The following is a 22,715-nucleotide window of genomic DNA, read 5'->3' as shown; positions in this document are numbered from 1 at the left end:
AGTAGAATGAGATAGAGGAATGTATTATTTTATTAATTTTTTATAGAAATTGAAAGCGTATTATTGAAAAGTATTCCAACACTTGTATCATTGCTAGAGTCCGTTTATAATCAAGGAATCCTATTTCATATTTTGATAGGATTATTTATTATTGAAAGCGTTTTAAGTTCGCTCCTTTTTAAGGTAGGAGGTCTGACTTATTCAGATGAAAAATTATGTATGTAGTTTTAAATGGGAAGAAAAATAATATCAGTATCACTTTATAGTGTGGGGAGGTTAAAAGTGTGAAAGGTAAAGATTTTCACACGAATATATATGGGTTATATAGGATTATTACTTTCAGGGGCAGCTTTATTTTTAAATAGTCTTGTTATATTAGGGAAAGCAGAGATGAAAAGTGCGGGTGTTTTTAATTTATTTGTGGGTGCACTACAAATTATTATTCCGTTTTATTTGATCATGATTTCTGACCAAAGCAATTGGACAGTGTATTCATATGCGGCTACTTTCTTATTTGGATTAACTTATTTATATGTAGGTGTTACTTTTATAAAAGGAATGGATAGTAGTGGTCTAGGATGGTTTTGTATTTGGGTAGCAATTATTGCTTTATTCTATATGGTTGTTTCATTTGTTCAATTCCATGATGTTGTTAATGCATTAACGTGGTTTATGTGGGCATTACTTTGGTATTTATTCTTTGTATTAAATACACAAAAGAAGAACATCAATCAATATCTTGGAAGGATTGCCTTCGTACAATCATGGGTAACATTGACTTTACCTTCACTATTTTATTTTATGGGAGTATGGGGAGAGGGATTCGTATATGAACTATGGGTTTATGTATCAGTAATTTCTATTTTGTACTTCTGTTATTGTATTTATAAATATCGAGTACGTTAATATATGATCTGCATAAAAGCATGGAATCGTTAAACTGATTTCATGCTTTTATATATATTAGCGTTTTATAATAAAAGAGGTGGTATCTCATAAATCATGAAAATGGGGATGATGAAATTGAAGAAAGCGTTGGTGCTAGGAGGAACAAGGTTTTTTGGTAAACATTTAGTAGAGTACCTTTTGCAAGCTGGACACGATGTAACAATTGCCACAAGGGGAGTTACTGAAGATTCTTTTGGTAGCTCAGTAAAAAGAATAATTGTCGATAGAGAAGATAGAAAGCTACTAGAAGAGCGTCTAGAAGGAAAAAGTTATGATATTGTATACGATAATTTATGCTATAGTTCAAATGCAGCGAAAATGGTATGTGAAGTTTTGAAAGGAAAAACGAAGAAGTATATTATGACATCTTCAATGGCTGTCTATGAACCTGCATTAAGTTTGTTAGAAGAGGACTTTAATCCATACGAATATGCAATTACATATGGAGATAGAAATGATTTTAATTATAGTGAAGGAAAGCGATTAGCCGAAGCGGTTTTATTTCAATATGCAACATTCCCAGTCGTTGCAGTGCGTTTTCCAGTTGTTATTGGAGAAAATGACTATACGAAAAGGTTACAATTTTACGTTGAATGTGTTGTGAACCAAAAACCTATTGTTGTGGATCATGTAGATGGAACTTTGTCATTTATACATGAAAAAGAGGCAGGAGAGTTTCTAGCTTGGTGCGGAATGGAAAATGTGAAAGGACCAATTAACGCCTGTAGTAACGGGGTAGTTTCTACGGAAGAAATTATTCATTTCATAGAAGAGAAGACGGGAATAAAAGCACTCATCCAGGAAGCTGGAGAAAATATAGCTCCTTATAATGAGGTAACTAACTGTACGTTACATAATGGAAAGGCTCGTAAATTTGGATTTTTGTTCCGAGAGCTGAAACTAGAAATAAAAAATGTTTTAAAACATTATATAAATACAATGAAGTAATCATAAATCCCCCGGTGGCAATCCGGGGGATTCTGGAGGATTTCGACAATACTGATTTTACATTACCAAATTTACCTTATACATACGACTAATGTTTTTGTAATTGAATTGCTTGTAAATACTTCTCGTTTACTTGGTCCCAGTTTACTGTATGCCACCAATTGGTAACAAACTCTGGGCGCCGATTTTGATACTTTAAATAATAAGCATGTTCCCATACATCAATTACGAGTAAGGGGATTTTCCCTTCTTGCAAAGGCGTATCTTGATTTGGTGTACTCATAACAGAGAGTTCCTCACCGTCAAGAACAAGCCATCCATAGCCACTTCCAAAACGACTAATAGCTGCTTTGGAAAGTTGATCTTTTAAGTTGTCAAAGGTATTGAAATAATAATCAATTACTTTTGCAACGTCTCCATTAGGCTCACCGCCACCTCGTGGGCTCATCACTTCCCAAAAAAGACTATGACAATAGTGACCACCACCGTTATTTCTTACAGCTGTAACAATTTCCTTCGGTAAAGCATCTAAATTACATAGTAATTCTTCTAAAGATTTATTATGTAATTCAGTATAATTTTCTAAAGTAGCATTTAAATTGTTTACGTATGTCGCATGGTGCTTTCCATGATGAATGGAAAGTGTATTGCTATCGATATGTGGCTCTAGTTCATCATAGTCATATGAAAGCTTTGGCAATTGAAATGAAGACATAACATTACCTCCTTTCTATTTAAAAAAGTTGGTCTAGGTAAAAATACTTTACCTGAGTCAAAAATACACCCATTTTCCATATAAGTCAATAGTAAGTCTGTTAATTTTCTGAAAAATATTACAATAAAAGTAACACTCTCAATTTCATTTGTGACTCCTATCCTTTTTGCTTATACTGTAAAGTAGCAAGGTTTTGTTGAAATAGAAGGAGATTGTTTATGAGTAAAACGAAACAATTAATAGAGGAAGCAAGTAATTTTATTACGATTTGTTATAAGGAGCTTCATAAAGAACAATTGATAGAAGAACGTATAAAAGAAATTCAAATTGAGATAGAGAAGACAGGGACATATGAGCATACATTTGAAGAACTTGTTCATGGTTCACGAATGGCATGGCGTAACAGTAATAGATGTATTGGAAGACTATTTTGGAGTAAGATGCACATATTAGATGCGCGCGAAGTAAATGATGAAGAGGGTGTATATAATGCATTAATTCATCATATTAAATATGCAACGAACGAGGGGAAAATTAAACCAACTATTACGATTTTTAAGCAATATCAAGGTGAGGAAAATAATATACGAATTTATAATCACCAATTGATTCGATATGCAGGATATAAAACAGAAATGGGAGTGATCGGTGACTCGCATTCCGCTACATTTACGGACTTTTGTCAGGAGCTTGGCTGGCAAGGAGAAGGTACGAATTTCGATGTATTGCCACTTGTATTTTCTATAAACGGGAAGGCGCCTACATATAAAGAAATTCCGAGGAAAGAAGTAAAAGAAGTGCCAATTGAACACCCAGAATACCCTATTTCATCACTTGGAGCAAAATGGTATGGGGTTCCAATGATTTCAGATATGCGCTTAGAAATTGGCGGTATTTCTTATACAGCCGCTCCGTTCAATGGATGGTATATGGGAACAGAAATTGGGGCGCGCAACTTAGCGGATCATGATCGTTATAATTTACTTCCGGCTGTTGCGGAGATGATGGATTTAGATACATCGAGAAACGGTACGTTATGGAAGGATAAGGCGCTAATTGAGTTGAATATTGCCGTACTACACTCTTTTAAAAAACAAGGAGTTAGTATTGTTGATCATCATACTGCTGCACAACAATTTCAGCAATTTGAGAAGCAAGAAGCTGCTTGTGGTCGTGTTGTAACAGGTAATTGGGTATGGCTTATTCCACCATTATCTCCAGCTACCACCCACATTTATCATAAACCGTATCCGAATGAAATTTTGAAGCCAAATTTCTTTCATAAATGATATTTAGTGTAGGTTTTTTCTGTGAAATATAATTTTTTTTAATTACTGTTATGTAGCAAATGGAAGCCTTTACTCTCGGTTATTTTTGGAAGAGGCTTTTTGAACCAAGGAGTTCCTTATGTTATAATCAAATTTCTGTTTCGAAGACCTTATAGAAATATAAGGTCTTTTGTTTTGCTTTTTTATGTAAGAGGAAGAGATTCTTTCTTTTTAATAAGGGATTTGGCATATTTTTAGGGACAACATAAGTATGTGGGAAGTCGATAAAATGTTATGCATATATAATTATTGTGTTTTGGGTTTAAACAATAAAACATAATAAAGTTGTTTTTTTAGATTGCTGAGGAAGGAGGAAGTGTAAATGAGGATGAAGAGTCGAAAAACTGATTGGCCTGTATTTATTATTAGCGGTGGTTCACTTTTATTATTTGTAATTGCAGTTTTTTTGAACAAGGATTATGTAGAGAGTGCGATTAATAACAGTTTCGCTTTTTCAATTAAATATTTTGGTGCCTTCTGGCAAGTTTTATTATTAGGTACATTTATTGTTGCGATGTGTATGGCGTTCTCCAAATATGGGAGAGTTAAACTTGGGGGATTAGAAAAACCTGAGATTAGTACGGCAAAATGGCTTGCTATTATTATGTCTACCTTACTTGCCGGAGGTGGCGTTTTTTGGGCAGCAGCAGAGCCAATGTACCATTTGATGACGGTGCCACCAATACATGATGGTATATCTGCTGGAACGAAAGAAGCAGTTATGCCTGCTTTAGCACAAAGTTATATGCATTGGGGATTTTTAGCATGGACGATTTTAGGTACAATTAGTGCAGTAGTTATGATGTATGGACATTATCATAAAGGTATGCCGCTAAAACCTCGAACGCTTTTATATCCTATTTTTGGGGAAAAATTAAGAAAGAGCCTGCTTGGAACGATAATTGATGCAGCTGCAATTATTGCAGTAGCTGCAGGTACAATTGGCCCAATTGGATTTTTAGGTTTACAAGCAAGTTATGGGTTACAAGAATTATTTGGAATTTCTGATGTATTTACTACTCAATTAGCAATTATTGTTTGTGTAGTGGCCGTGTCTACCATATCGGCAGTAACAGGTATTGATAAAGGGATTCAAATTATAAGTAATTTAAATGTTAGATTAGCAATTTTGTTAATGGCATTCATATTACTATTTGGGCCAGGTGGATTTATTATTGATTCGTTTGTTTCTTCGTTTGGATTTTATGTAAGTGAGTTTATACCGATGAGCACATACCGTGGTGATACAAGTTGGTTAGGATCTTGGACAATATTTTTCTGGGGATGGTTTATTGGATACGGACCAATGATGGCAATTTTAGTGAGTCGAATTTCAAGAGGGAGAACGATTCGAGAAATCATCGTTGCAATTGGAATTATCGCACCTATTATTACAACGTTTTGGTTTACTATATTAGGTGGATCAGGTGTGTTTTATGAGTTAATGAATCCTGGTTCTATCTCGGATGCATTAAGTGAATCTGGTATGCCGGCAGCTATGATTGCAATTACAGGACAATTGCCACTTTCTAATATTATTGGACCAGCATTTCTTTTATTAACAATTTTATTTGTAGTGACAACAGGAGATTCAATGGCGTATTCCATTTCAATGGCAGTGACTGGAGACGGAGATCCTAGAATTAGTTTGCGAATTTTTTGGTCGCTTATTATGGGAGCAGTTGCAGCAATTCTTTTATATATGGGTGAAGGAAGTATTAATGCGCTACAATCGTTTATCGTAGTGACGGCAGTTCCGGTATCAATTTTGTTATTCCCGATGCTATGGTTAGCGCCTAAAGTTGCGGGAGAATTAGCATTAAAACAAGGTATTGTAAAAGAAGAAGATAAAACTGCATTCTTATTTCAGAAGGCTAGTAAATCAAAATAAATAAAAACGTAAAAGGGGAAGCATCTTAAATGAGATGCTTCCTCTTTTACGTTTAATCTAATACTTTTCCCTTTGTTTCTGGTACACATAGTAGCATTGTAATTAACCCGATTGGGTAGATGATAAAAATCAGGGACAATGCTCCAAGTAGGTTGCCACCTGTAGCGAGTAAGCCGATGATAACAGGCCCAAATCCAGCTAATCCACGTCCTGTACCGAAAATAAAGTTTTCTGCGGTAGAGCGAGCTTCAGCAGGATAGTTTTCAGCTAAAATTGCCCCAAATCCTCCCATCATTCCATTTGCAAAGAATCCAAGCAATGCACTTCCCCATAATAATAATGTTGAATCTGTGAATAAGAAGAAGTAAATGAGACAGTATACTGTACCGCCAATATAATAAATTGCAAAAGTTTTACGACGACCAATTTTATCAGCTAGAATACCAAAGGTTGCAATTCCAATTAGCATACCGATGGTAGAAATGAACATCCAGCCACTTGCTTTTGCTAATGTATAGTTATATTTATTTGCTAAAATAGTTGGCATCCATGTGAAGATTCCGTAATATCCGAAGTTCTGGATAAATGACATAATAATAAGACCGATTGTTGTGATTGTTACTTTTTTACTGGCAAATAACTTTCGAAGTGGGAATTTTTTTATATGTTTTAGTTGTTCTGCTTCAGTAGGTGTTAATTTACCTGCAGCTTCTTTTTGTAATAGTTCTTTTTTGTAGCGTTGTTTTTGCTCCCATATTTTCGGTTCACTTAAACTTTTACGGACATAGACAGCTAGTAAAGCTGGAATTAATCCAAATAAGAAAACGGCTCTCCATCCAAAATGCGGGACAATAAATGCTGGAAGGAGTGAAGCAACCAGTACACCAAATTGCCATCCAAGTGCAACAACAGATGTCGCTTTAGCGCGCATTTCTTTAGACCATGTTTCTGTTACAATGGCCATTCCGATTCCGAATTCACCACCAACTCCCATTCCAACTAAAAAGCGAAGAATTAATAATTGCCAGTAGTCTGTTGCGAAATAAATGAGTGCGGTTGCTAGTGAAAACAGTAAGATTGTGAAGGCCATTGTACGAATACGTCCAAATAAATCAGCAATAAATCCAAATAAATAAGAACCAATTAACATCCCTATTGTGGTAGCTAATGTTAAGTTTCCACCTTCAACAGGACTTAAGTGAAACTCTTTTAAAATATAGACAAGTACGAAAGATAATAGCAACATATCTAAACCTTCTGCTGCATATCCTAGCGCAGAACCAAATAATGTTTTATATCTTTTCGCTTTCGTCTCCTCTGTTATTTGTTGTACATCAGTAGTGACGTTCATTATTACTCCTCCTTATTTTCTACAGTCGCTATGGAAGAATAACAAAAGGCCTTCTCACCTGATATGATGAGAAGGCCAAAAAAGCATACGTATCCCCAAAAAAGAACATACGTATATTGTATTCCGACTTCCTTCTCAACCTCACGGGGTTGGGTTAAAGGACTGTATTATATTACTTTATTTTTAGCACTCTTCTATTGTATTGTCAAATAAAGAGGAAGTTATTATGTGTAAAATATTTCAAAAAATACTTCGTTCTTCTTGACGCCGACTTCATTATTTTCCCATAATAAAACTAACTAAATAAAAAGGAATGAATCAAAGATGCTAAATTTAGTACTCATGATGATTGAACGAGTCGGACTTATAGTTATTTTAGGATTTTTACTCTCTCATATTAAAACTTTCAGACGTCTCCTTCATAAACAGGATGGCTATGTAGATAAGCTTAAGCTTATTTGTATTTTTTCGGTATTTACAATTGTAAGCAATTACACTGGGATTGAAATAGCAGGAAATACGATTATGAATGAAAATTGGTTACAAGGTGTTTCTTCGTCAAGTACAATTGCGAATACGCGTATTATGGGTGTTGGTATTAGTGGCTTACTTGGTGGCCCTATCGTAGGGGTTGGAGTAGGGTTTATTGCTGGTATTCATCGTTATATGCTTGGTGGTACGACGGCGCTAAGCTGCGCAATCTCTTCTATTTTAGCGGGGATTATAACTGGTTATATCGGATATATTTTCAAAAAATATAATCGTACAATTACTCCTAAGTTTTCAGCAGTTTTAAGTGTTTTTATCGTATCTTTAGAAATGGTTATGATTTTATTAATTATAGAGGATGGAATTAGCGTTGTGAAAACAATAGCGATACCGATGATTCTTGTAAATAGTTTTGGAAGTTTTATTTTACTTTCTATGATACAAGCTATTTTGCGTCAGGAGGAGAATGCAAAAGCACTTCAGACTCATAAAGTATTGCGTATTGCTGATAAAACGTTACCGTATTTTCGTCAAGGTTTAACAGAAGAATCGTGTAAGCATGTGGCACAAATTATTCACCGCTTTACAGGAACGGATGCGGTATCTTTAACAGATACAGAGAAAATATTAGCGCACGTTGGATTAGCATCAGATCACCATATTCCTTCACATAGTTTAATAACTGGTTTATCAAAAGAGGTTTTACATACAGGACAAATAATGAAGGCGAAATCACGTGAGGTTATTAATTGCCAACATGAAAGCTGTCCCTTACAAGCCGCTATTGTTATTCCACTAACTTCACATGGAAATACGATAGGTACATTAAAACTGTATTTCAAAAATTCTAACCAGTTAAGTCGCGTTGAAGAAGAATTAGCAGAGGGGTTAGCAAAGATATTCTCCACGCAGTTAGAGTTAGGAGAAGCTGAGTTGCAAAGTAAATTACTTCAAGATGCGGAGATAAAAGCATTACAAGCACAAATTAACCCGCACTTTTTATTTAATGCGATTAATACAGTATCAGCTTTATGCCGAACAGATGTAGAAAAAGCAAGGAAGTTATTATTACAGCTGAGCGTGTATTTTCGTTGTAATTTGCAAGGGGCACGTCAGTTATTGATTCCACTAGAGCAAGAATTAAACCACGTACAGGCATACTTATCATTAGAACAAGCAAGGTTCCCAAATAAGTATGAGGTAAAGATGTATATTGAGGATGAGCTAAAGACAACTTTAGTACCACCATTTGTTCTTCAACTATTGGTTGAAAATGCACTGCGACATGCTTTTCCGAAGAAGCAACCAATATGCGAAGTGGAAGTGCATGTTTTTGAAAAAGAGGGTATGGTTCACTTTGAAGTAAAAGATAATGGACAGGGAATTGAGGAAGAACGTTTAGAACAATTAGGAAAGATGGTAGTTTCATCAAAGAAAGGGACTGGAACAGCTTTATATAATATTAATGAACGTCTTATTGGGTTATTTGGGAAAGAAACGATGCTTCATATCGAAAGTGAATTAAATAAAGGGACGGAGATTACCTTTATTATTCCAAAAAAAGTAGGGGAGGAAGAGCCGGGTGTTAAAAGTATTAGTAGTTGACGATGAAATGTTAGCACGTGATGAACTAAAGTATTTATTAGAGAGAACGAAAGAAGTTGAGATAGTTGGTGAGGCTGATTGTGTGGAAGACGCATTAGAAGAACTAATGCAAAGTAGACCAGATATTGTGTTTTTAGATATTCAATTATCCGATGATAACGGATTTGAAATCGCGAATATATTAAAGAAGATGAAAAATCCACCTGCAATTGTATTTGCTACTGCCTATGATCAATATGCGCTGCAAGCATTTGAAGTAGATGCGTTAGACTACATTTTAAAACCATTTGATGAAGAACGTATTGTGCAAACATTAAAGAAGTATAAAAAACAAAAACAAGCGCAAATAGAAACGAAGCACGAAATAAAGGGGACAGATGTAGCAGCAGAGATGCATAAATTAGCATTACCAATTGAAGAATCAATCGTACTTGTGAATATTGAAGACATTATATATGTAGGGCTTGTAGATGGGAAAGTAACAGTAAAAACAATGAGGGAAACGTATGTAACACATGATACACTTGTAATTTTAGAGAAGAAGTTACCACAAGCAAGCTTCATGCGCATCCATCGTAGCTTTATTGCGAATATTAATCATATTACTGAAATTCAGCCATGGTTCAATTCTACTTATAATTTAATCATGAAAGAAGGATCGAAAGTACCTGTTAGCCGTACATATGCAAAAGAACTCAAGAAGCTGCTTCGTATTTAAGAAGCAGCTTTTGTATTTCATCCTTTTATATTTGTAACTGATTCTGTATATTTGACGTTCCGTTATGTAAACGCTTACTTTAGTGTTTATATCCTATACAATAAAGGTACCAAATCGAAAGAGGTGGCCAAAATGAGTACGAAAAAAGTATATAGTTTCTTATCACAAGCATTTATATTCTCAGCTATTATGTTAATTTCAAATATTATTGCAACGCATTTACCAATTCCAATGCCTTCATCGGTAATCGGGTTAGTTATTTTATTTAGTCTATTATGTTTAAAAGTAATTAAATTGGAGCAAGTTGAATCACTTGGAACAGCTTTAACCGGCATTATCGGATTCCTTTTCGTCCCATCAGGTATTTCAGTTATTAATTCTCTTGGTGTAATGGGGCAATACTTTGTACAAATTTTAACTGTAATTGTTGTAGCAACAGTTATTTTACTCGCTGTAACAGGATTATTTGCACAATTCATTTTAGGAAAAGATGAAAAAGAAACAGAAGATACAAAAGAATTGAAAATAGTAAATAAAGGACGCAAGCACGGAAAGGTTGCGTAACCATTGAATTTATATATTGTTAGGAGGTAATGAACATGGCAAGCACAATGACTCCATATTTCGGAATCGTCGTTTCATTAATCGCATACGGAATCGGAACATTATTATTCAAGCATTCAAAAGGGTTCTTCCTATTTACACCATTATTCGTAGCGATGGTATTAGGGATTGTCTTTCTAAAGGTAGGTAACTTTACTTTTGAAGAATATAATACTGGTGGAAAAATGATTAGTTTCTTCTTAGAGCCAGCAACAATTGCATTCGCTATCCCACTATATAAACAAGTTGATAAGTTGAAAAAATATTGGTGGCAAATTTTATCAGCTATCGTGGTTGGATCTATTTGTTCAGTAATTGTTGTGTTCATTGTTGCAAAAGCAATCGGTTTAGATACAGCAGTAATGAATTCAATGCTACCACAAGCAGCAACAACAGCAATTGCGTTACCAATTTCAGAAAGTATTGGTGGTATTCCTGCAATTACATCGTTTGCGGTTATTTTCAACGCAGTTATCGTATACGCATTAGGAGCATTATTCTTAAAAACATTTAGAGTGAAGCATCCGATTGCAAAAGGTTTAGCACTTGGAACAGCGGGCCATGCATTAGGAGTTGCAGTAGGAATTGAAATGGGTGAGGTAGAGGCAGCGATGGCAAGTATCGCTGTAACGGTAGTTGGGGTTGTAACAGTAGTTGTCATCCCGATGTTCATGCCATTCATTGGATAGTAAAACTTACTTAAAAAATAAGAAAAGCAAGCTATTTGTAGGACAGATTTCTACTGATAGCTTGCTTTTTATGTTACAGTAGTGGTAAGACCTATTTAAAAAAATGTAAGTTTCCTTAAATCTTCATTAATACTATGTAGAATACGTTTTGAATTAGGTCATTGTATTGTAAAATAAGAAGTAAGCTACTATATACCTGTTAAGGTAGGCATATAATGAGTTTATAAAAATCTTAATATGAATGAATAATTAAAAGTAGAAAAGAGAGAGAAATCTACTTATTAACGTTTTAGTTTATAGGACAGGAGAGAGTATTCGTCGATTATGCAAATAAAAAACCTGTTTCAAAGCAAAGGATTTCAGAGGTTACTCGTATTAGTAATACTTGCTCTCGTGTTATACGGGCTGCAAAGTATGTTGAATTTAATATTAATTACGTTTATTCTCACGTATTTAATGGATCGATTCCAAAAGTTTATTTCCCGCAAATTAGATCATTTCATGCCTATTAATCGAAAAATTATTATAGCATTTCTATATGTAATGTTAATTGGTGGAATTGCTATTACGCTATTTAAATATTTACCAGTATTAACGATACAAATTTCACAATTGATTTACCAATTCAATGTATTTTTAAGAAACCCACCAGATAGTGAACTAATTAAGTATGCAGTTAATGCTGTCAATCATATGGAGCTTTCTAAATATGTAGGACAAGGCGTAGACATTTTGTATAAATCAATTACGAATGTTGGTAAATTTGGTCTTCAAGTTTTACTTTCTTTAATTTTGAGTTTGTTTTTCTTACTAGAAAAATCTCGTATTGTTGGTTTTACTGCAAAGTTTAAAGAAAGCAGGCTTGCAATTTTCTATACTGAAATTGAGTACTTCGGTAAGAAATTTGCACGTTCATTCGGAAAAGTAATCGAAGCACAATTTTTAATTGCAGTTGTTAACTGTGTTTTATCCGTGATTGCACTATGGATATTAGGATTCCCGCAATTATTAGGTTTAGCATTAATGATTTTCTTGCTTGGATTAATTCCAGTAGCGGGGGTTATCATTTCGTTATTCCCACTTTGTATGATTGCTTACAATATTGGCGGTATTATGTACGTTGTTTATATTTTAGTTATCGTAACAGTGATTCATGCGCTTGAAAGTTACGTATTAAATCCGAAGTTTATGTCGCAAAAAACAAATTTACCGATTTTCTATACTTTTATGGTATTAATTTTCTCAGAGCACTTCTTAGGTGTATGGGGACTGATTATCGGTATTCCAATCTTCATTTTCTTACTAGATGTTTTAGACGTGACAAGTGATGAAATTGAGAAGGATGTTGGAACAAAATAAAGTGAAGTAGAGAAAAAGCATCGATGTTCGATGCTTTTTCTTTTATAACATTATGTTTCTTATGCCATACTGTAAGGAGAATATAGAATAGGGGTGAAGTAATGGCTGTAAATGAAAAGGTAGAATTGGCTACATTTGCTGGAGGGTGTTTCTGGTGTATGGTTTCTCCATTTGAAGAGATGGAGGGAATTATACAGGTTGTTTCAGGTTATACAGGCGGTCATAAAGAGGACCCAACGTATAAAGAAGTGTGCTCAGAAACAACAGGACATTATGAAGCAGTACAAATTACATTTGATGCAAATAAAATGCCGTATGAGGAATTGTTAAATATATATTGGAGACAAATTGATCCGACTGATATTGGGGGACAATTCCACGACCGCGGGCAGTCTTATGAAACGGTGATTTTTTATCATAATGAAGAACAACATAAAAAAGCTGAGGCCTCAAAAGAAGAGCTTGAGCAGAGTGGACGCTTTTCAAAACCAATTGCGACAAAAATACTACCAGCAGCTACATTTTATCCAGCTGAAGAATATCACCAAGGATATCATAAGAAAAACACATTCCGCTATGAGTTATATCGTAAAGGCTCAGGACGAGATGCTTTTATTAAGCAACATTGGCCAAAGGATAATGCTCATTTAAAAGAAAAACTCAATGAGATGCAGTTTTATGTAACACAGGAAAATGGTACAGAACCACCATTTCGAAATGAGTATTGGAACCATAAAGAGGAAGGTCTTTATGTAGACATCGTTTCAGGTGAGCCGCTGTTTACTTCTCTAGACAAATTTGATAGTGGATGTGGATGGCCTAGTTTTACAAAACCAGTTATGTCAGCAAGTGTGAAAGAAAAGATGGATGTGAGTCATAATATGACACGTACAGAAGTGAGAAGTAAAGAAGGAGACTCACATCTTGGGCACGTATTTCCAGACGGTCCAGGACCAAATGGCCTTCGTTACTGTATTAATTCCGCAGCTCTTCGATTTATTCCAAAAGAGGAATTAGAGAAAGAAGGCTATGGCGATTTCCTAATCTTGTTTGGAAATAAAAAATAACCTCACAGTTAGCGAGGTTATTTTTTTGTTATTTTGCTTTTTTCTTTTTGAACTTGCTTAATACTTCATAAACGATTGGAACAATAAGAAGTGTTAATAACGTTGAACTTGTTAATCCACCAATTACTGTTACACCAAGTCCTTTAGAAATTAAGCCACTACCTTCAAATCCTAATGCAAGCGGGATAAGAGCACCGATTGTTGCAATTGCAGTCATTAAAATTGGACGAAGGCGTGTTGCACCAGCTTCTAATAAAGCTTCACGTGTTGATAGACCTTCATTTTCTTTATGAATAACGCGGTCGATAAGCACGATTGCGTTTGTTACAACGATACCGATTAACATAAGCGCACCAATCATTGCAGATACACTTAATGTTTCACCAGAGATTAATAAGGCAACAAGAGCCCCAATAATTGTGAATGGTAGCGAGAATAAAATTGCGAATGGTGCAAGAGCACCGCCAAATGTAACGACAAGAACGAAGTATACAATGGCAATCGCAGCTAACATCGCTAAGCCCAGTTGTTTGAATGATTCTTCAATATCTTTAGTAACACCGCCCATAGAAACATCTACACCGGAAGGAAGATCCATTTTATCTACTTCTTTTTGGACTGCAGCAGATGCTTTTGAAACGTCATCAGATGTTAGTTTTGCACTAACCTCTGCATAAACGCGTCCATCTCGGTGTGTTACTGTATTCGATGTTTCACCTTCTTTTACAGTCATAACATCTTTCACAGCTACTTCATTACCAAGTGGTGTTGTAATTTTGCGATTTGTTAAGTCATCGATTGTTTCATAATTTTGTTTTTCAGCTTCTACATATACATTGATATCTTTACCGTCTTTTTTAATTGTTGTCAGAACAGGGCGATCATGTTGATTAGAAAGTCCCATTCCAATTTGAGCAGCCGTTAAGCCCATTTTACTTAGCTTTTCTTGATCTGCGACTAAAGTGTACTCTGCATATGTTTTTGCAATACTAGAATCTATATCTTTTAAGTCTTTATTTTTCTTCATGATATTTTGAATATCTTTTACGACAGGCTTAATGTCTTCTGAGCTATCTCCGTAAACGTATAGTTTAATTTCATTACTACCGCCACTTGCTCCGAAGTCTTGGTTTTTCCATTCGCCTTTGCCAGACATCTTCTGTAAATCTTTAACGACTTGTTCTTTCTCTTTTTCGAAGTTTTTCGTGTCGTTATCATATTGCACGAAGAACATTGCTTGGTTTGATTGACCAGGACTCATTGGATTCTCTCCACCTAATGAGAACTGAATTGTTTTGACGTCTTTATTATCTTGGAAGTGCTTCTCAGCTTTTGTTGCAATTTTTTCAACGTCTTCTAACGTTTGACCTGGTTCAGGATTATATGTTGCAATAATCATTTTTTCTTCTTCAGAAGGTAAGAAACTTACACCGATAACTGGTACAAGTGCAAGACTACCAACCAATAGAAGGACAGCGATACTTGATGTAATAATTTTGTGATTTAAAGCCCATGCAAGTATGCGTTTATAACCATTTGCTAATTTACTTGGCTTTTCTTCATGATGTACTTCTTTTTCCCTCATACTCTCTTTCTTAAATAAAGAGTGAGCTAGCATCGGTACGATTGTAACAGCTACTAGTAATGATGCTAATAAAGCGAAGACGATAGTTAAGGCAAATGGTAAGAACATTTCACCAATCATACCTTTTACTAGTCCAAGTGGTAAAAATACAGCAATTGTTACAATGGTAGAAGACATAATTGGGATAAACATTTCTTTCGTAGCTTCACGAATTAAATCTTTTCCGCGCAATTTCTCTTCTGATAACGACATACGTCGGTAAATATTTTCAATAACAACAATTGAGTCATCGACAACGCGGCCTATAGCAACGGTCATTGCTCCAAGTGTCATAATGTTAAGCGTAATATCCATTTGCTTTATGACTAAAACAGCAATTAATAAAGAAAGTGGTATTGAAACGACAGAGATTAACGTTGTTCGAATATTTCGTAGGAACAGCATAATAATAACAATCGCAAAGATAGCACCGAAAATTGCTTTGCTTAGCATTGTTTCAACTGATTTTTCAATAGGTGCACCTTGGTCGAATGTTGAAATGATCTCTAAATCTTTATATTTTTTCTCAAGATCTTTTACTTTATCTTTTACTGCATTTACAACATCAACTGTATTTGCATCAGAGGCCTTCACAATTTGAATTCCAATTGCTTCTTTTCCATTTGTTCGAGAAATGGATTCTGCTTTCCCAACTTCTTTAATGTCAGCAATTTCGTCTAATGTAACTGTTGGAATCCCGTTCATAGCAGTTGGATTCATTTGCGGCGTTTGTGCACCAGCGCCAGCATTTTGACTACCTTGACCGTTAGGTGAGGAAGGTATAGCTGGGATTTTAAGTTCTTTTAATGCTTTAATCGTTGTAATATTTCCATCTACAACAACTGATTTTTCCGTGTCTTTAAATGTGTATAAGCCAAGTGGTAAAGATACATCCGATCCCTTAATCACATTTTTTACAGTATCTTCACTTAGTCCTAGTTCTTTCATTTTATCTTTCTTGAAGACAAGCTGTACTTCATCTACTTGTTGGCCAGCAATTTGGACAGATGCAACACCATCAAGTCCTTTTAATCCTGGTACAACATTTTTTTCTACATTTTCAGTTAAGGTAGCTAAAGATTCATTCTTGCTTGCTACGCTTAACGAAATAACTGGGAAAGCATTGAAGTTTACTCGTGAAACTTTAGGATCTTTAACACCTTCTGGGAGTTTTACATTTGTGAGAGCTTCTTTAATTTCTGTTTCTGCTTTTTCCATATTTTTATCAAAATCGTATTCTACTTGAATAGAAGATGCGTTTTGAAAAGATGATGAGCTTACAACGTTAACACCGCTTAAATTTTGTAGTTGTTCTTCCATCGGCTTTGAAACTTTATCAGCTACTTCTTCTGGTGTAGCACCAGGATAGACCGTAGTTACTGTTACAATCGGTGTTGTAATATCAGGAATTGTTTCCAGCTTCATATTGAGTCCAGAGTAGATCCCTGCAATAGTAACAATAATGGTTAGTAGCCAAACTGCGAACTTATTTTTTAACGAGAAATTGATGATTTTGTTCATGTTTGCGCTCCCTTTTTATTGTATTGACCAACTGGTCAGTCTAATACATAATATAACTGACCAGTTGGTCAATCGTCAATAAAAAGAGATGGTATAATACATTTATAATAAGATGCGAGATTAAATTTAGGAGAGAAGATATGAAAGAAAAAGAGCGTTTAATTATAGAAGCGGCTATGAAGTTATTTGCGACTAAGGGTGTAAATGCAACGTCGGTACAAGAAATCGTCACCACTTGTGGTATTTCAAAGGGAGCTTTTTATTTGTACTTTAAATCGAAAGATGAGCTTTTATTAGCGACGCTTCGATATTATTATGAAAAAATCCAAAAGAAAATGCTGGATATTGAAAAAGAGTCTTTACTACCACGTGAAAAATTTGAAAAGCAATTATACTTTCAGTTTACTGATGTGCAAAAACATAAAGAGTTTATTATTATGCATGCAAGAGAAAATGCCATTCCGTTTAATAAAGAAGTGGAAGAATTTATGATGCGGATGAAGTTAGAGTCTCATGCATTTTATCGGAATAGTTTATTGTCCATTTATGGTGAAAAGGTTATGCCATATTTATTGGATTTAGTAATTATGGTAGAAGGTATATGCCGTGGGTATTTAGAATTAATTATTTTACAAGCACTAGAAATTGATTTGTCCTATGTATCGATATTTATTTTAAAAAGGATAGATCATTTAGTAGATGGGCTCATAGAATCTTTGGAAGAACCTGTTCTACACGAAGAAGGGCTTGGGGAGTTTGTTTGTAAATCAGACCTTATTAAGGAGCAAGTTAAAGAACGTTTTTTAAAAGAAATCATTGTGTTTAAGCGAACATTAGCTGATCAATTAGAAGATGATGAATTGCTTGTTACATTAGATGTTTTAGAGTCAGAAATGAGGTCAAACCCTAGAATTCCAGTCATTCAAGGGATGTTATCTAACTTAGAGGTATATCCAAATTTAAAGGAATTTCGCTTGCGGATTATGGAGTATTACAATATAAAAAGGTAACAATGATGGCTTTCATTGTTACCTTTTTATTATATATTCACTATTTCTTTTTTCTGTACAGTCTCTTCTTTTTCAAGGTTAATTGTTTCTTTCACGATATAAATTGGACGGTTTTTACTTTCGTCATAAATACGAGCAATATATTGACCGACGATTCCAAGGCCAAGTAACTGAATACCGCTAAAGAATGTAATAGCGACCATAATAGATGCCCAACCTGTTTGCGTACCAGAGCCAATAATTTTCACAGTAATTGTATATACTAAGACAATTATTGAAATGAGAACTGATAATAAGCCTAAAGTCATAACTATACGTAACGGTTTTGTTGAAAACGCAATAATGCCATCAGATGCAAATTTAATCATTTTCTTCAATGGGTATTTTGTTTCACCAGCAAAGCGCTCGTCACGTTCATATTCAACATACGTTTGGCGGAAGCCAACCCAAGACATCATCCCACGAATGAAACGATTGCGCTCAGTCATTTGATTGAAAACATCAGCTACTTTACGATCGATGATTCGGAAATCACCAGTATCTTTTGGGATATCGATATCGGACATGTAATTTAAGAATTTATAGAAATACTTAGCTGTTAAAAGTTTAAACCAAGTTTCACCTTTACGTTGTTTACGTTTTGCATAAACAACTTCATATCCTTCTTCCCATTTTGCAATAAGTTCAGGAATAACTTCAGGTGGATCTTGTAAGTCTGCATCTATAATTACAATAGCATCACCTTTTGCAGCAGCAATACCAGCTGTAACGGCTACTTGATGTCCAAAGTTACGCGCGAAATTAACGATTTTTGTACGGTAATCATTTGATGCAATCTCAGATAAGATTTCCATTGTACGGTCTGTGCTACCGTCGTTTACAAAGACAAACTCGTAATTAATATCATTTTGAAGCATAACGGACTTTAAACGGTTATAACATTCCTGCGCTACTTCTTCCTCGAAGTACATAGGAACTACAACCGAAATTAATTTTTGCATGTTGTATCCTCCGTAGTTTTAATAAGTTGTTTAAGTTTAATTAGTAGCCTTTTCAGTTTGGTTGAATGTCCAAATTTTATTAAGGACAAAATTGATAACCATTCCGACACCAATTGCGAAAATCTGTGCAATTAGCGCATTAAAGGCAAGTTTATCTACTAATATAAATAAACATAATGTATTAAAAGCCAATACAATTAAATTTACAGTTAGAAATTTAAAGAACATTGACGTGCTTTTATTATTAGGTTTAAACACCCAATTTTTATTCCAATAGTAGCTATTGGCAACACCAATTAAATAGGCAATGGTATTCGCAATAAGGTAGTTCATCCCAAATTTTAATAATATCCAAAAGCTAATAATTGTAATGAGCGTATTAAAGATTCCTACTAAACCAAACTTTAAGAGTTTCTCCATAATATTATCCTCATTTTTATAAAATATATAAATTTAGGTGGTATAGGAAAAAAGATACCAGTAGATAGTATAACATATTTTTGAACTTCATATTATTTATTTATAAGAAAGTATCTCCAAGGTTGAAAAGGAGGTACTTTGCACTTAATTTCTTTTGAATTTTCGAACGTATTGAAAACATACGTATATCCCATAACTTTGTATTATGCTGAAACTTGGTATTATGAAATACCTGTATCTAGTTTGGTATTCAATTAATAGATGAATTAATACATATCCAACAATTAGTAGTAAGAATAATGTGTAATGAAGATTGTCTTGTTTTGTTACTATAAGGTAAAGAATCGCTATTATTCCGAAGAACATCGCAGCTGTATACATATAGCGCTCATATAGAATAGCATTCTCTTTTAAATCTTGCATCCCATCCAGAATTTCAAAGTTAGGTGTATATAAGCTCCATGATGGTGAAGAATCGGTATCACCCCACATAAGTGCAAACTTCTCTTCAAATAATGATATAACCTTGTCCTTGTCAGCTAATCGTTCTTTAATAATTTTCTTTTCTTCTAAAGTGCGTTCTTCGCCAATCTCTAGAGACATAATATGGCCTGCGTCTTCATGGGAATACCCACCCTTTGTTTCATGGTTAAGACCGACTACAAATTTCCAAAGAGGATCGCGATTCGATAATGGATATTGTGTAATTCCAGAAGAGATAAATGCAAAGCTTATCATGTAGTGAACTAAGTAGAAAACAATAAAAATCCCACATAATTTCTTAAAAGAATTGAAAATGATTTTTTTAGGTTTCCCCAGCATTCCATGTAGGAAGATGTAAATAGCAACAGCAATTAAAATTAACATACCAAGTGGTCGCATAATGTCCCCTAAAGATAATAAGATACCAATAAAAATCCACATATATTCACTTTGCAATCCTTTAGTTACTAATAAATAAAATCCAAAGTAAAAGAAGAAAGTAGCTAGATGTTGATTTGTTAACACAGAACTTAGCATAATACTTGGAATATATAATGCATACATCAATCCAGCGATACGTCCGGACCATTCATTAAATGTTTTCGCAGTGATTTTATAAACAAATATTGTAGTTCCCGTACAAAATAGGACATTTAAAAATTGTAAAGCGAATATTCCTTCTCCAAAAATCTTTATAATGAGCGCTTCATACATCGTAAATCCAAGTTGATACACCCACGAAGTGAAATATATAGTATTTGTAAAACTAAAATCACCGTGGGCAGCTTGAATAGCGCTATTATACATTATTGCAAAATCTGATAAAGGTACGCTTGGTATTTGTAGAATCCAAATTAAGCGAACGATAAAAGCTAATAAAGTAAGTGAAATCACGAATGTTAGCGATGACATATATTTATTTATTAAGCACGCTACTATAAGAAAAACGAGCCCAATTCCAATCATAATAGGAAGACTTACTGAATTTGGAACGTCTAGTTTATCGCTAATTGTGAGATATGATTCCCACGTAATCCATGACAAGATAATGAGACATAGTATTAATAAAGATTTAGTCAAAAAAGAATTGATTCTATTAAATGCTGTAATCGGCATTAAATTTATACACTCCTTCAAATCAATTATATTTTAGTAGTTGAGAATATTCTATTCTTGGTATGTAGAGTATCACCTAAAAGAATACCATGATTAGTTTACTTATCAAAATACGCCCGGGGCTATATAGGAGATGTATTTTATATTTTTATTAGGACGGAATATAAAAATACATTTTTCTTACATAGAAATTAATATGTAAGAAAAATGTAGTGGAAAGTTATGAATTGTGTTGCGACCATTCTTCAACATTCCAAACTTTTGTTATCCAATCTTCATAAAAGTCTGGTTCATGACACACTAAAAGAATTGTTCCTTTGTAAGCTCTCATCGCTTTCTTCAATTCTTCTTTTGCTGTAACATCAAGGTGATTTGTTGGCTCGTCAAATAGTAACCAGTTGCTCTCTTCCCCCATTAGCTTACATAAACGGACTTTCGCTTGTTCGCCACCACTTAATTGGCTTAGAGGACGAGAAATATGTTCATTTTTTAAACCGCACTTTGCCAACATTGCACGTATTTGATGTTGGTCTAGGCTAGGGAACGTGTTCCAAACATCATCAATCGGTGTTATATTATCAGCTTTCACTTCTTGTTCGAAGTATGATGGGTTTAAGAAATCACCAAGGCTTGTTTTTCCGCTTAATGGTTTGATTTTACCTAAAATCGTTTTTAATAGTGTAGACTTACCTACGCCATTACATCCGACGATTGCAATTTTTTCACCGCGTTCAATTGTCATTGTTAGTTTTGGTAATAACGGGTGTGTATATCCAATTTCTACATTTTCTCCTTCAAAGACGAATCGGCTACTTGCGCGACTTTCTTTAAACGAGAATTCAGGTTTAATCGCCGTCTCAGGACGATCGATACGTTCCATACGATCGAGTTGTTTTTGACGACTTTTTGCACGACCTGTCGTTGAGTAGCGCGCTTTATTCTTCGCAATAAAATCTTCTTGTTTTTTTATAAATTCTTTTTGTTTTTCATAAGCATTAATATGTTGGTTTTTATTAATTTCCGCTAGCTCTAGGAATTTTTCATATGTCGCTGTATAACGCGTCATCTTTGTGAATTCTAGATGGAAAATAACATCGACACATTTATTCATAAATTCCGTATCATGGGAAATTAATAGGAATGCGTGTGGATATTCTTTTAAATAATTTGTTAACCAATGAATATGTTCAACGTCTAAATAGTTGGTAGGCTCATCTAATAGTAATACTTCTGGTTGCTCAAGTAGTAACTTTGCAAGTAATACTTTTGTACGTTGTCCACCACTTAATGCAGCAACATCACGATCTAAACCAATTGCGTCAATTCCAAGACCGCGCGCTGCTTCCTCAATTTTCATATCTAATAAATAGAAACCGCCTGCTTCAAGAGCATCTTGTATTTCCGCCATTTGCTCAAGGAGTTCTTCTAATTCTTCAGGTGTAGCAGTTCCCATTTTTTCTGTAACTTCATTTAAAGCTTTTTCTTTTTTAAATAAAGGTAAAAATGCATCTGCTAATACGTCACGAATTGTACGGCCAGGTGTTAAAATTGTATGTTGGTCTAAGTAACCATAATTTGTGCCAGGTGTCCATTCGACACGGCCTTCATCATGGATAAGTTCACCAGTAATTATATTCATAAATGTTGATTTACCAACACCGTTTGCTCCAACTAATCCAACATGTTCTCCTGCGAGTAAGCGCATGGATACATCTTTAAATAATGTACGATCACCAAATGTATGGCCTAATTTTTCAACAGTTAATAAGCTCATAATGTCCTCCGTTCAATTCTAAATAGTGTCTTGAATCATGATACTAAATTCTTCG

General features: G+C 34.5%; 18 protein-coding genes. 11 read left to right on the top strand and 7 right to left on the bottom strand.

Features of this window, described 5'->3' with window-relative positions; translation table 11 throughout:
• The first annotated feature begins 315 nt into the window (after nucleotides 1-315).
• Both BM089_RS24540 and BM089_RS24535 read left to right on the top strand, forming a co-directional pair.
• Nucleotides 316-906, top strand: coding sequence for an AmiS/UreI family transporter (locus BM089_RS24540; protein WP_000540540.1), 591 nt, complete (start codon nucleotides 316-318; stop codon nucleotides 904-906).
• 96 nt (nucleotides 907-1,002) lie between these two features.
• Nucleotides 1,003-1,896 (top strand): NAD-dependent epimerase/dehydratase family protein, encoded by an 894-nt coding sequence (locus BM089_RS24535; protein ID WP_139213330.1) that lies wholly within the window; start codon nucleotides 1,003-1,005, stop codon nucleotides 1,894-1,896.
• Nucleotides 1,897-1,984: 88 nt separating this feature from the next.
• On the opposite strand, the gene sodA is transcribed toward BM089_RS24535, so the two are convergent.
• Complete coding sequence (gene sodA, locus BM089_RS24530; RefSeq protein WP_061667942.1) at nucleotides 1,985-2,611, bottom strand: superoxide dismutase [Mn]; 627 nt, start codon at nucleotides 2,609-2,611, stop codon at nucleotides 1,985-1,987.
• Between the two features lie 218 nt (nucleotides 2,612-2,829).
• On the opposite strand from sodA, the gene BM089_RS24520 reads away from it, so the two are divergent.
• Entirely contained in the window at nucleotides 2,830-3,900 is a 1,071-nt protein-coding gene (locus BM089_RS24520) for a nitric oxide synthase oxygenase (protein WP_090978335.1), read from the top strand.
• Between the two features lie 361 nt (nucleotides 3,901-4,261).
• Nucleotides 4,262-5,830: a BCCT family transporter gene (locus BM089_RS24515; protein WP_001242450.1), complete on the top strand. Its 1,569-nt coding sequence runs from the start codon at nucleotides 4,262-4,264 to the stop codon at nucleotides 5,828-5,830.
• A 52-nt stretch (nucleotides 5,831-5,882) separates the two neighbouring features.
• On the opposite strand, the gene BM089_RS24510 is transcribed toward BM089_RS24515, so the two are convergent.
• A complete protein-coding gene (locus BM089_RS24510) occupies nucleotides 5,883-7,181 on the bottom strand; it encodes an MFS transporter (protein ID WP_016513283.1) in 1,299 nt (432 codons plus the stop codon).
• Nucleotides 7,182-7,505: 324 nt separating this feature from the next.
• Between BM089_RS24510 and lytS the strand changes: the two genes are divergently transcribed.
• The 6 genes from lytS to msrB all read left to right on the top strand — a co-directional run bounded on the left by lytS (nucleotide 7,506) and on the right by msrB (nucleotide 13,711).
• Nucleotides 7,506-9,275 (top strand): two-component system sensor histidine kinase LytS, encoded by a 1,770-nt coding sequence (lytS, locus tag BM089_RS24505; RefSeq protein ID WP_000933592.1) that lies wholly within the window; start codon nucleotides 7,506-7,508, stop codon nucleotides 9,273-9,275.
• Entirely contained in the window at nucleotides 9,253-9,993 is a 741-nt protein-coding gene (locus BM089_RS24500; protein WP_000921848.1) for a LytR/AlgR family response regulator transcription factor, read from the top strand. Before lytS ends, BM089_RS24500 begins: the two co-directional genes overlap by 23 nt.
• 132 nt (nucleotides 9,994-10,125) lie before the next feature.
• Nucleotides 10,126-10,557, top strand: a complete 432-nt coding sequence (gene lrgA / locus BM089_RS24495) for an antiholin-like murein hydrolase modulator LrgA (RefSeq protein WP_053563271.1) — start codon at nucleotides 10,126-10,128, stop codon at nucleotides 10,555-10,557.
• Nucleotides 10,558-10,592: 35 nt separating this feature from the next.
• Nucleotides 10,593-11,285 carry an antiholin-like protein LrgB gene (lrgB, locus tag BM089_RS24490; protein WP_000168869.1) on the top strand — a complete coding sequence of 231 codons (693 nt, stop codon included), beginning with the start codon at nucleotides 10,593-10,595 and terminating at the stop codon, nucleotides 11,283-11,285.
• Between the two features lie 324 nt (nucleotides 11,286-11,609).
• Nucleotides 11,610-12,644, top strand: coding sequence for an AI-2E family transporter (locus BM089_RS24485; protein WP_001166009.1), 1,035 nt, complete (start codon nucleotides 11,610-11,612; stop codon nucleotides 12,642-12,644).
• A 101-nt stretch (nucleotides 12,645-12,745) separates the two neighbouring features.
• Nucleotides 12,746-13,711 carry a peptide-methionine (R)-S-oxide reductase MsrB gene (msrB, locus tag BM089_RS24480; RefSeq protein WP_000290179.1) on the top strand — a complete coding sequence of 322 codons (966 nt, stop codon included), beginning with the start codon at nucleotides 12,746-12,748 and terminating at the stop codon, nucleotides 13,709-13,711.
• Nucleotides 13,712-13,739: 28 nt separating this feature from the next.
• On the opposite strand, the gene BM089_RS24475 is transcribed toward msrB, so the two are convergent.
• Complete coding sequence (locus BM089_RS24475) at nucleotides 13,740-16,856, bottom strand: efflux RND transporter permease subunit (RefSeq protein WP_001033502.1); 3,117 nt, start codon at nucleotides 16,854-16,856, stop codon at nucleotides 13,740-13,742.
• A gap of 140 nt (nucleotides 16,857-16,996) precedes the next feature.
• On the opposite strand from BM089_RS24475, the gene BM089_RS24470 reads away from it, so the two are divergent.
• Nucleotides 16,997-17,866, top strand: a complete 870-nt coding sequence (locus BM089_RS24470; RefSeq protein ID WP_000659599.1) for a TetR/AcrR family transcriptional regulator — start codon at nucleotides 16,997-16,999, stop codon at nucleotides 17,864-17,866.
• Between the two features lie 29 nt (nucleotides 17,867-17,895).
• Here BM089_RS24470 and BM089_RS24465 read toward each other — a convergent pair whose 3' ends face one another.
• The 4 genes from BM089_RS24465 to BM089_RS24450 form a co-directional block, all read right to left on the bottom strand.
• Complete coding sequence (locus BM089_RS24465) at nucleotides 17,896-18,867, bottom strand: glycosyltransferase family 2 protein (protein ID WP_001170716.1); 972 nt, start codon at nucleotides 18,865-18,867, stop codon at nucleotides 17,896-17,898.
• 36 nt (nucleotides 18,868-18,903) lie between these two features.
• Nucleotides 18,904-19,287 (bottom strand): GtrA family protein, encoded by a 384-nt coding sequence (locus BM089_RS24460; protein WP_000413280.1) that lies wholly within the window; start codon nucleotides 19,285-19,287, stop codon nucleotides 18,904-18,906.
• Between the two features lie 144 nt (nucleotides 19,288-19,431).
• The gene (locus BM089_RS24455) at nucleotides 19,432-20,886 is read right to left on the bottom strand and encodes a glycosyltransferase family 39 protein (RefSeq protein ID WP_001122909.1); all 1,455 of its coding nucleotides are present in this window, start codon (nucleotides 20,884-20,886) and stop codon (nucleotides 19,432-19,434) included.
• Nucleotides 20,887-21,106: 220 nt separating this feature from the next.
• On the bottom strand, nucleotides 21,107-22,660 hold the full coding sequence (locus BM089_RS24450; protein ID WP_000055383.1) for an ABC-F family ATP-binding cassette domain-containing protein: 1,554 nt from the start codon (nucleotides 22,658-22,660) through the stop codon (nucleotides 21,107-21,109).
• Nucleotides 22,661-22,715 lie beyond the last annotated feature (55 nt).

It is taken from the genome of Bacillus sp. 5mfcol3.1 (assembly GCF_900114335.1).
Taxonomy (GTDB): domain Bacteria; phylum Bacillota; class Bacilli; order Bacillales; family Bacillaceae_G; genus Bacillus_A; species Bacillus_A thuringiensis_S.
This window is presented reverse-complemented; position numbering and strand designations above follow the sequence as displayed.

What these genes read in the sequence shown, in the direction of transcription:
- BM089_RS24540 (WP_000540540.1), top strand. Translation starts at nt 316, where the DNA reads ATGGGTTATATAGGATTATTACTTTCAGGGGCAGCTTTATTTTTAAAT.
- BM089_RS24535 (WP_139213330.1), top strand. Translation starts at nt 1,003, where the DNA reads ATGAAAATGGGGATGATGAAATTGAAGAAAGCGTTGGTGCTAGGAGGA.
- sodA (WP_061667942.1), bottom strand. Translation starts at nt 2,611, where the DNA reads ATGTCTTCATTTCAATTGCCAAAGCTTTCATATGACTATGATGAACTA.
- BM089_RS24520 (WP_090978335.1), top strand. Translation starts at nt 2,830, where the DNA reads ATGAGTAAAACGAAACAATTAATAGAGGAAGCAAGTAATTTTATTACG.
- BM089_RS24515 (WP_001242450.1), top strand. Translation starts at nt 4,262, where the DNA reads ATGAGGATGAAGAGTCGAAAAACTGATTGGCCTGTATTTATTATTAGC.
- BM089_RS24510 (WP_016513283.1), bottom strand. Translation starts at nt 7,181, where the DNA reads ATGAACGTCACTACTGATGTACAACAAATAACAGAGGAGACGAAAGCG.
- lytS (WP_000933592.1), top strand. Translation starts at nt 7,506, where the DNA reads ATGCTAAATTTAGTACTCATGATGATTGAACGAGTCGGACTTATAGTT.
- lrgA (WP_053563271.1), top strand. Translation starts at nt 10,126, where the DNA reads ATGAGTACGAAAAAAGTATATAGTTTCTTATCACAAGCATTTATATTC.
- lrgB (WP_000168869.1), top strand. Translation starts at nt 10,593, where the DNA reads ATGGCAAGCACAATGACTCCATATTTCGGAATCGTCGTTTCATTAATC.
- BM089_RS24485 (WP_001166009.1), top strand. Translation starts at nt 11,610, where the DNA reads ATGCAAATAAAAAACCTGTTTCAAAGCAAAGGATTTCAGAGGTTACTC.
- msrB (WP_000290179.1), top strand. Translation starts at nt 12,746, where the DNA reads ATGGCTGTAAATGAAAAGGTAGAATTGGCTACATTTGCTGGAGGGTGT.
- BM089_RS24475 (WP_001033502.1), bottom strand. Translation starts at nt 16,856, where the DNA reads ATGAACAAAATCATCAATTTCTCGTTAAAAAATAAGTTCGCAGTTTGG.
- BM089_RS24470 (WP_000659599.1), top strand. Translation starts at nt 16,997, where the DNA reads ATGAAAGAAAAAGAGCGTTTAATTATAGAAGCGGCTATGAAGTTATTT.
- BM089_RS24465 (WP_001170716.1), bottom strand. Translation starts at nt 18,867, where the DNA reads ATGCAAAAATTAATTTCGGTTGTAGTTCCTATGTACTTCGAGGAAGAA.
- BM089_RS24460 (WP_000413280.1), bottom strand. Translation starts at nt 19,287, where the DNA reads ATGGAGAAACTCTTAAAGTTTGGTTTAGTAGGAATCTTTAATACGCTC.
- BM089_RS24455 (WP_001122909.1), bottom strand. Translation starts at nt 20,886, where the DNA reads ATGCCGATTACAGCATTTAATAGAATCAATTCTTTTTTGACTAAATCT.
- BM089_RS24450 (WP_000055383.1), bottom strand. Translation starts at nt 22,660, where the DNA reads ATGAGCTTATTAACTGTTGAAAAATTAGGCCATACATTTGGTGATCGT.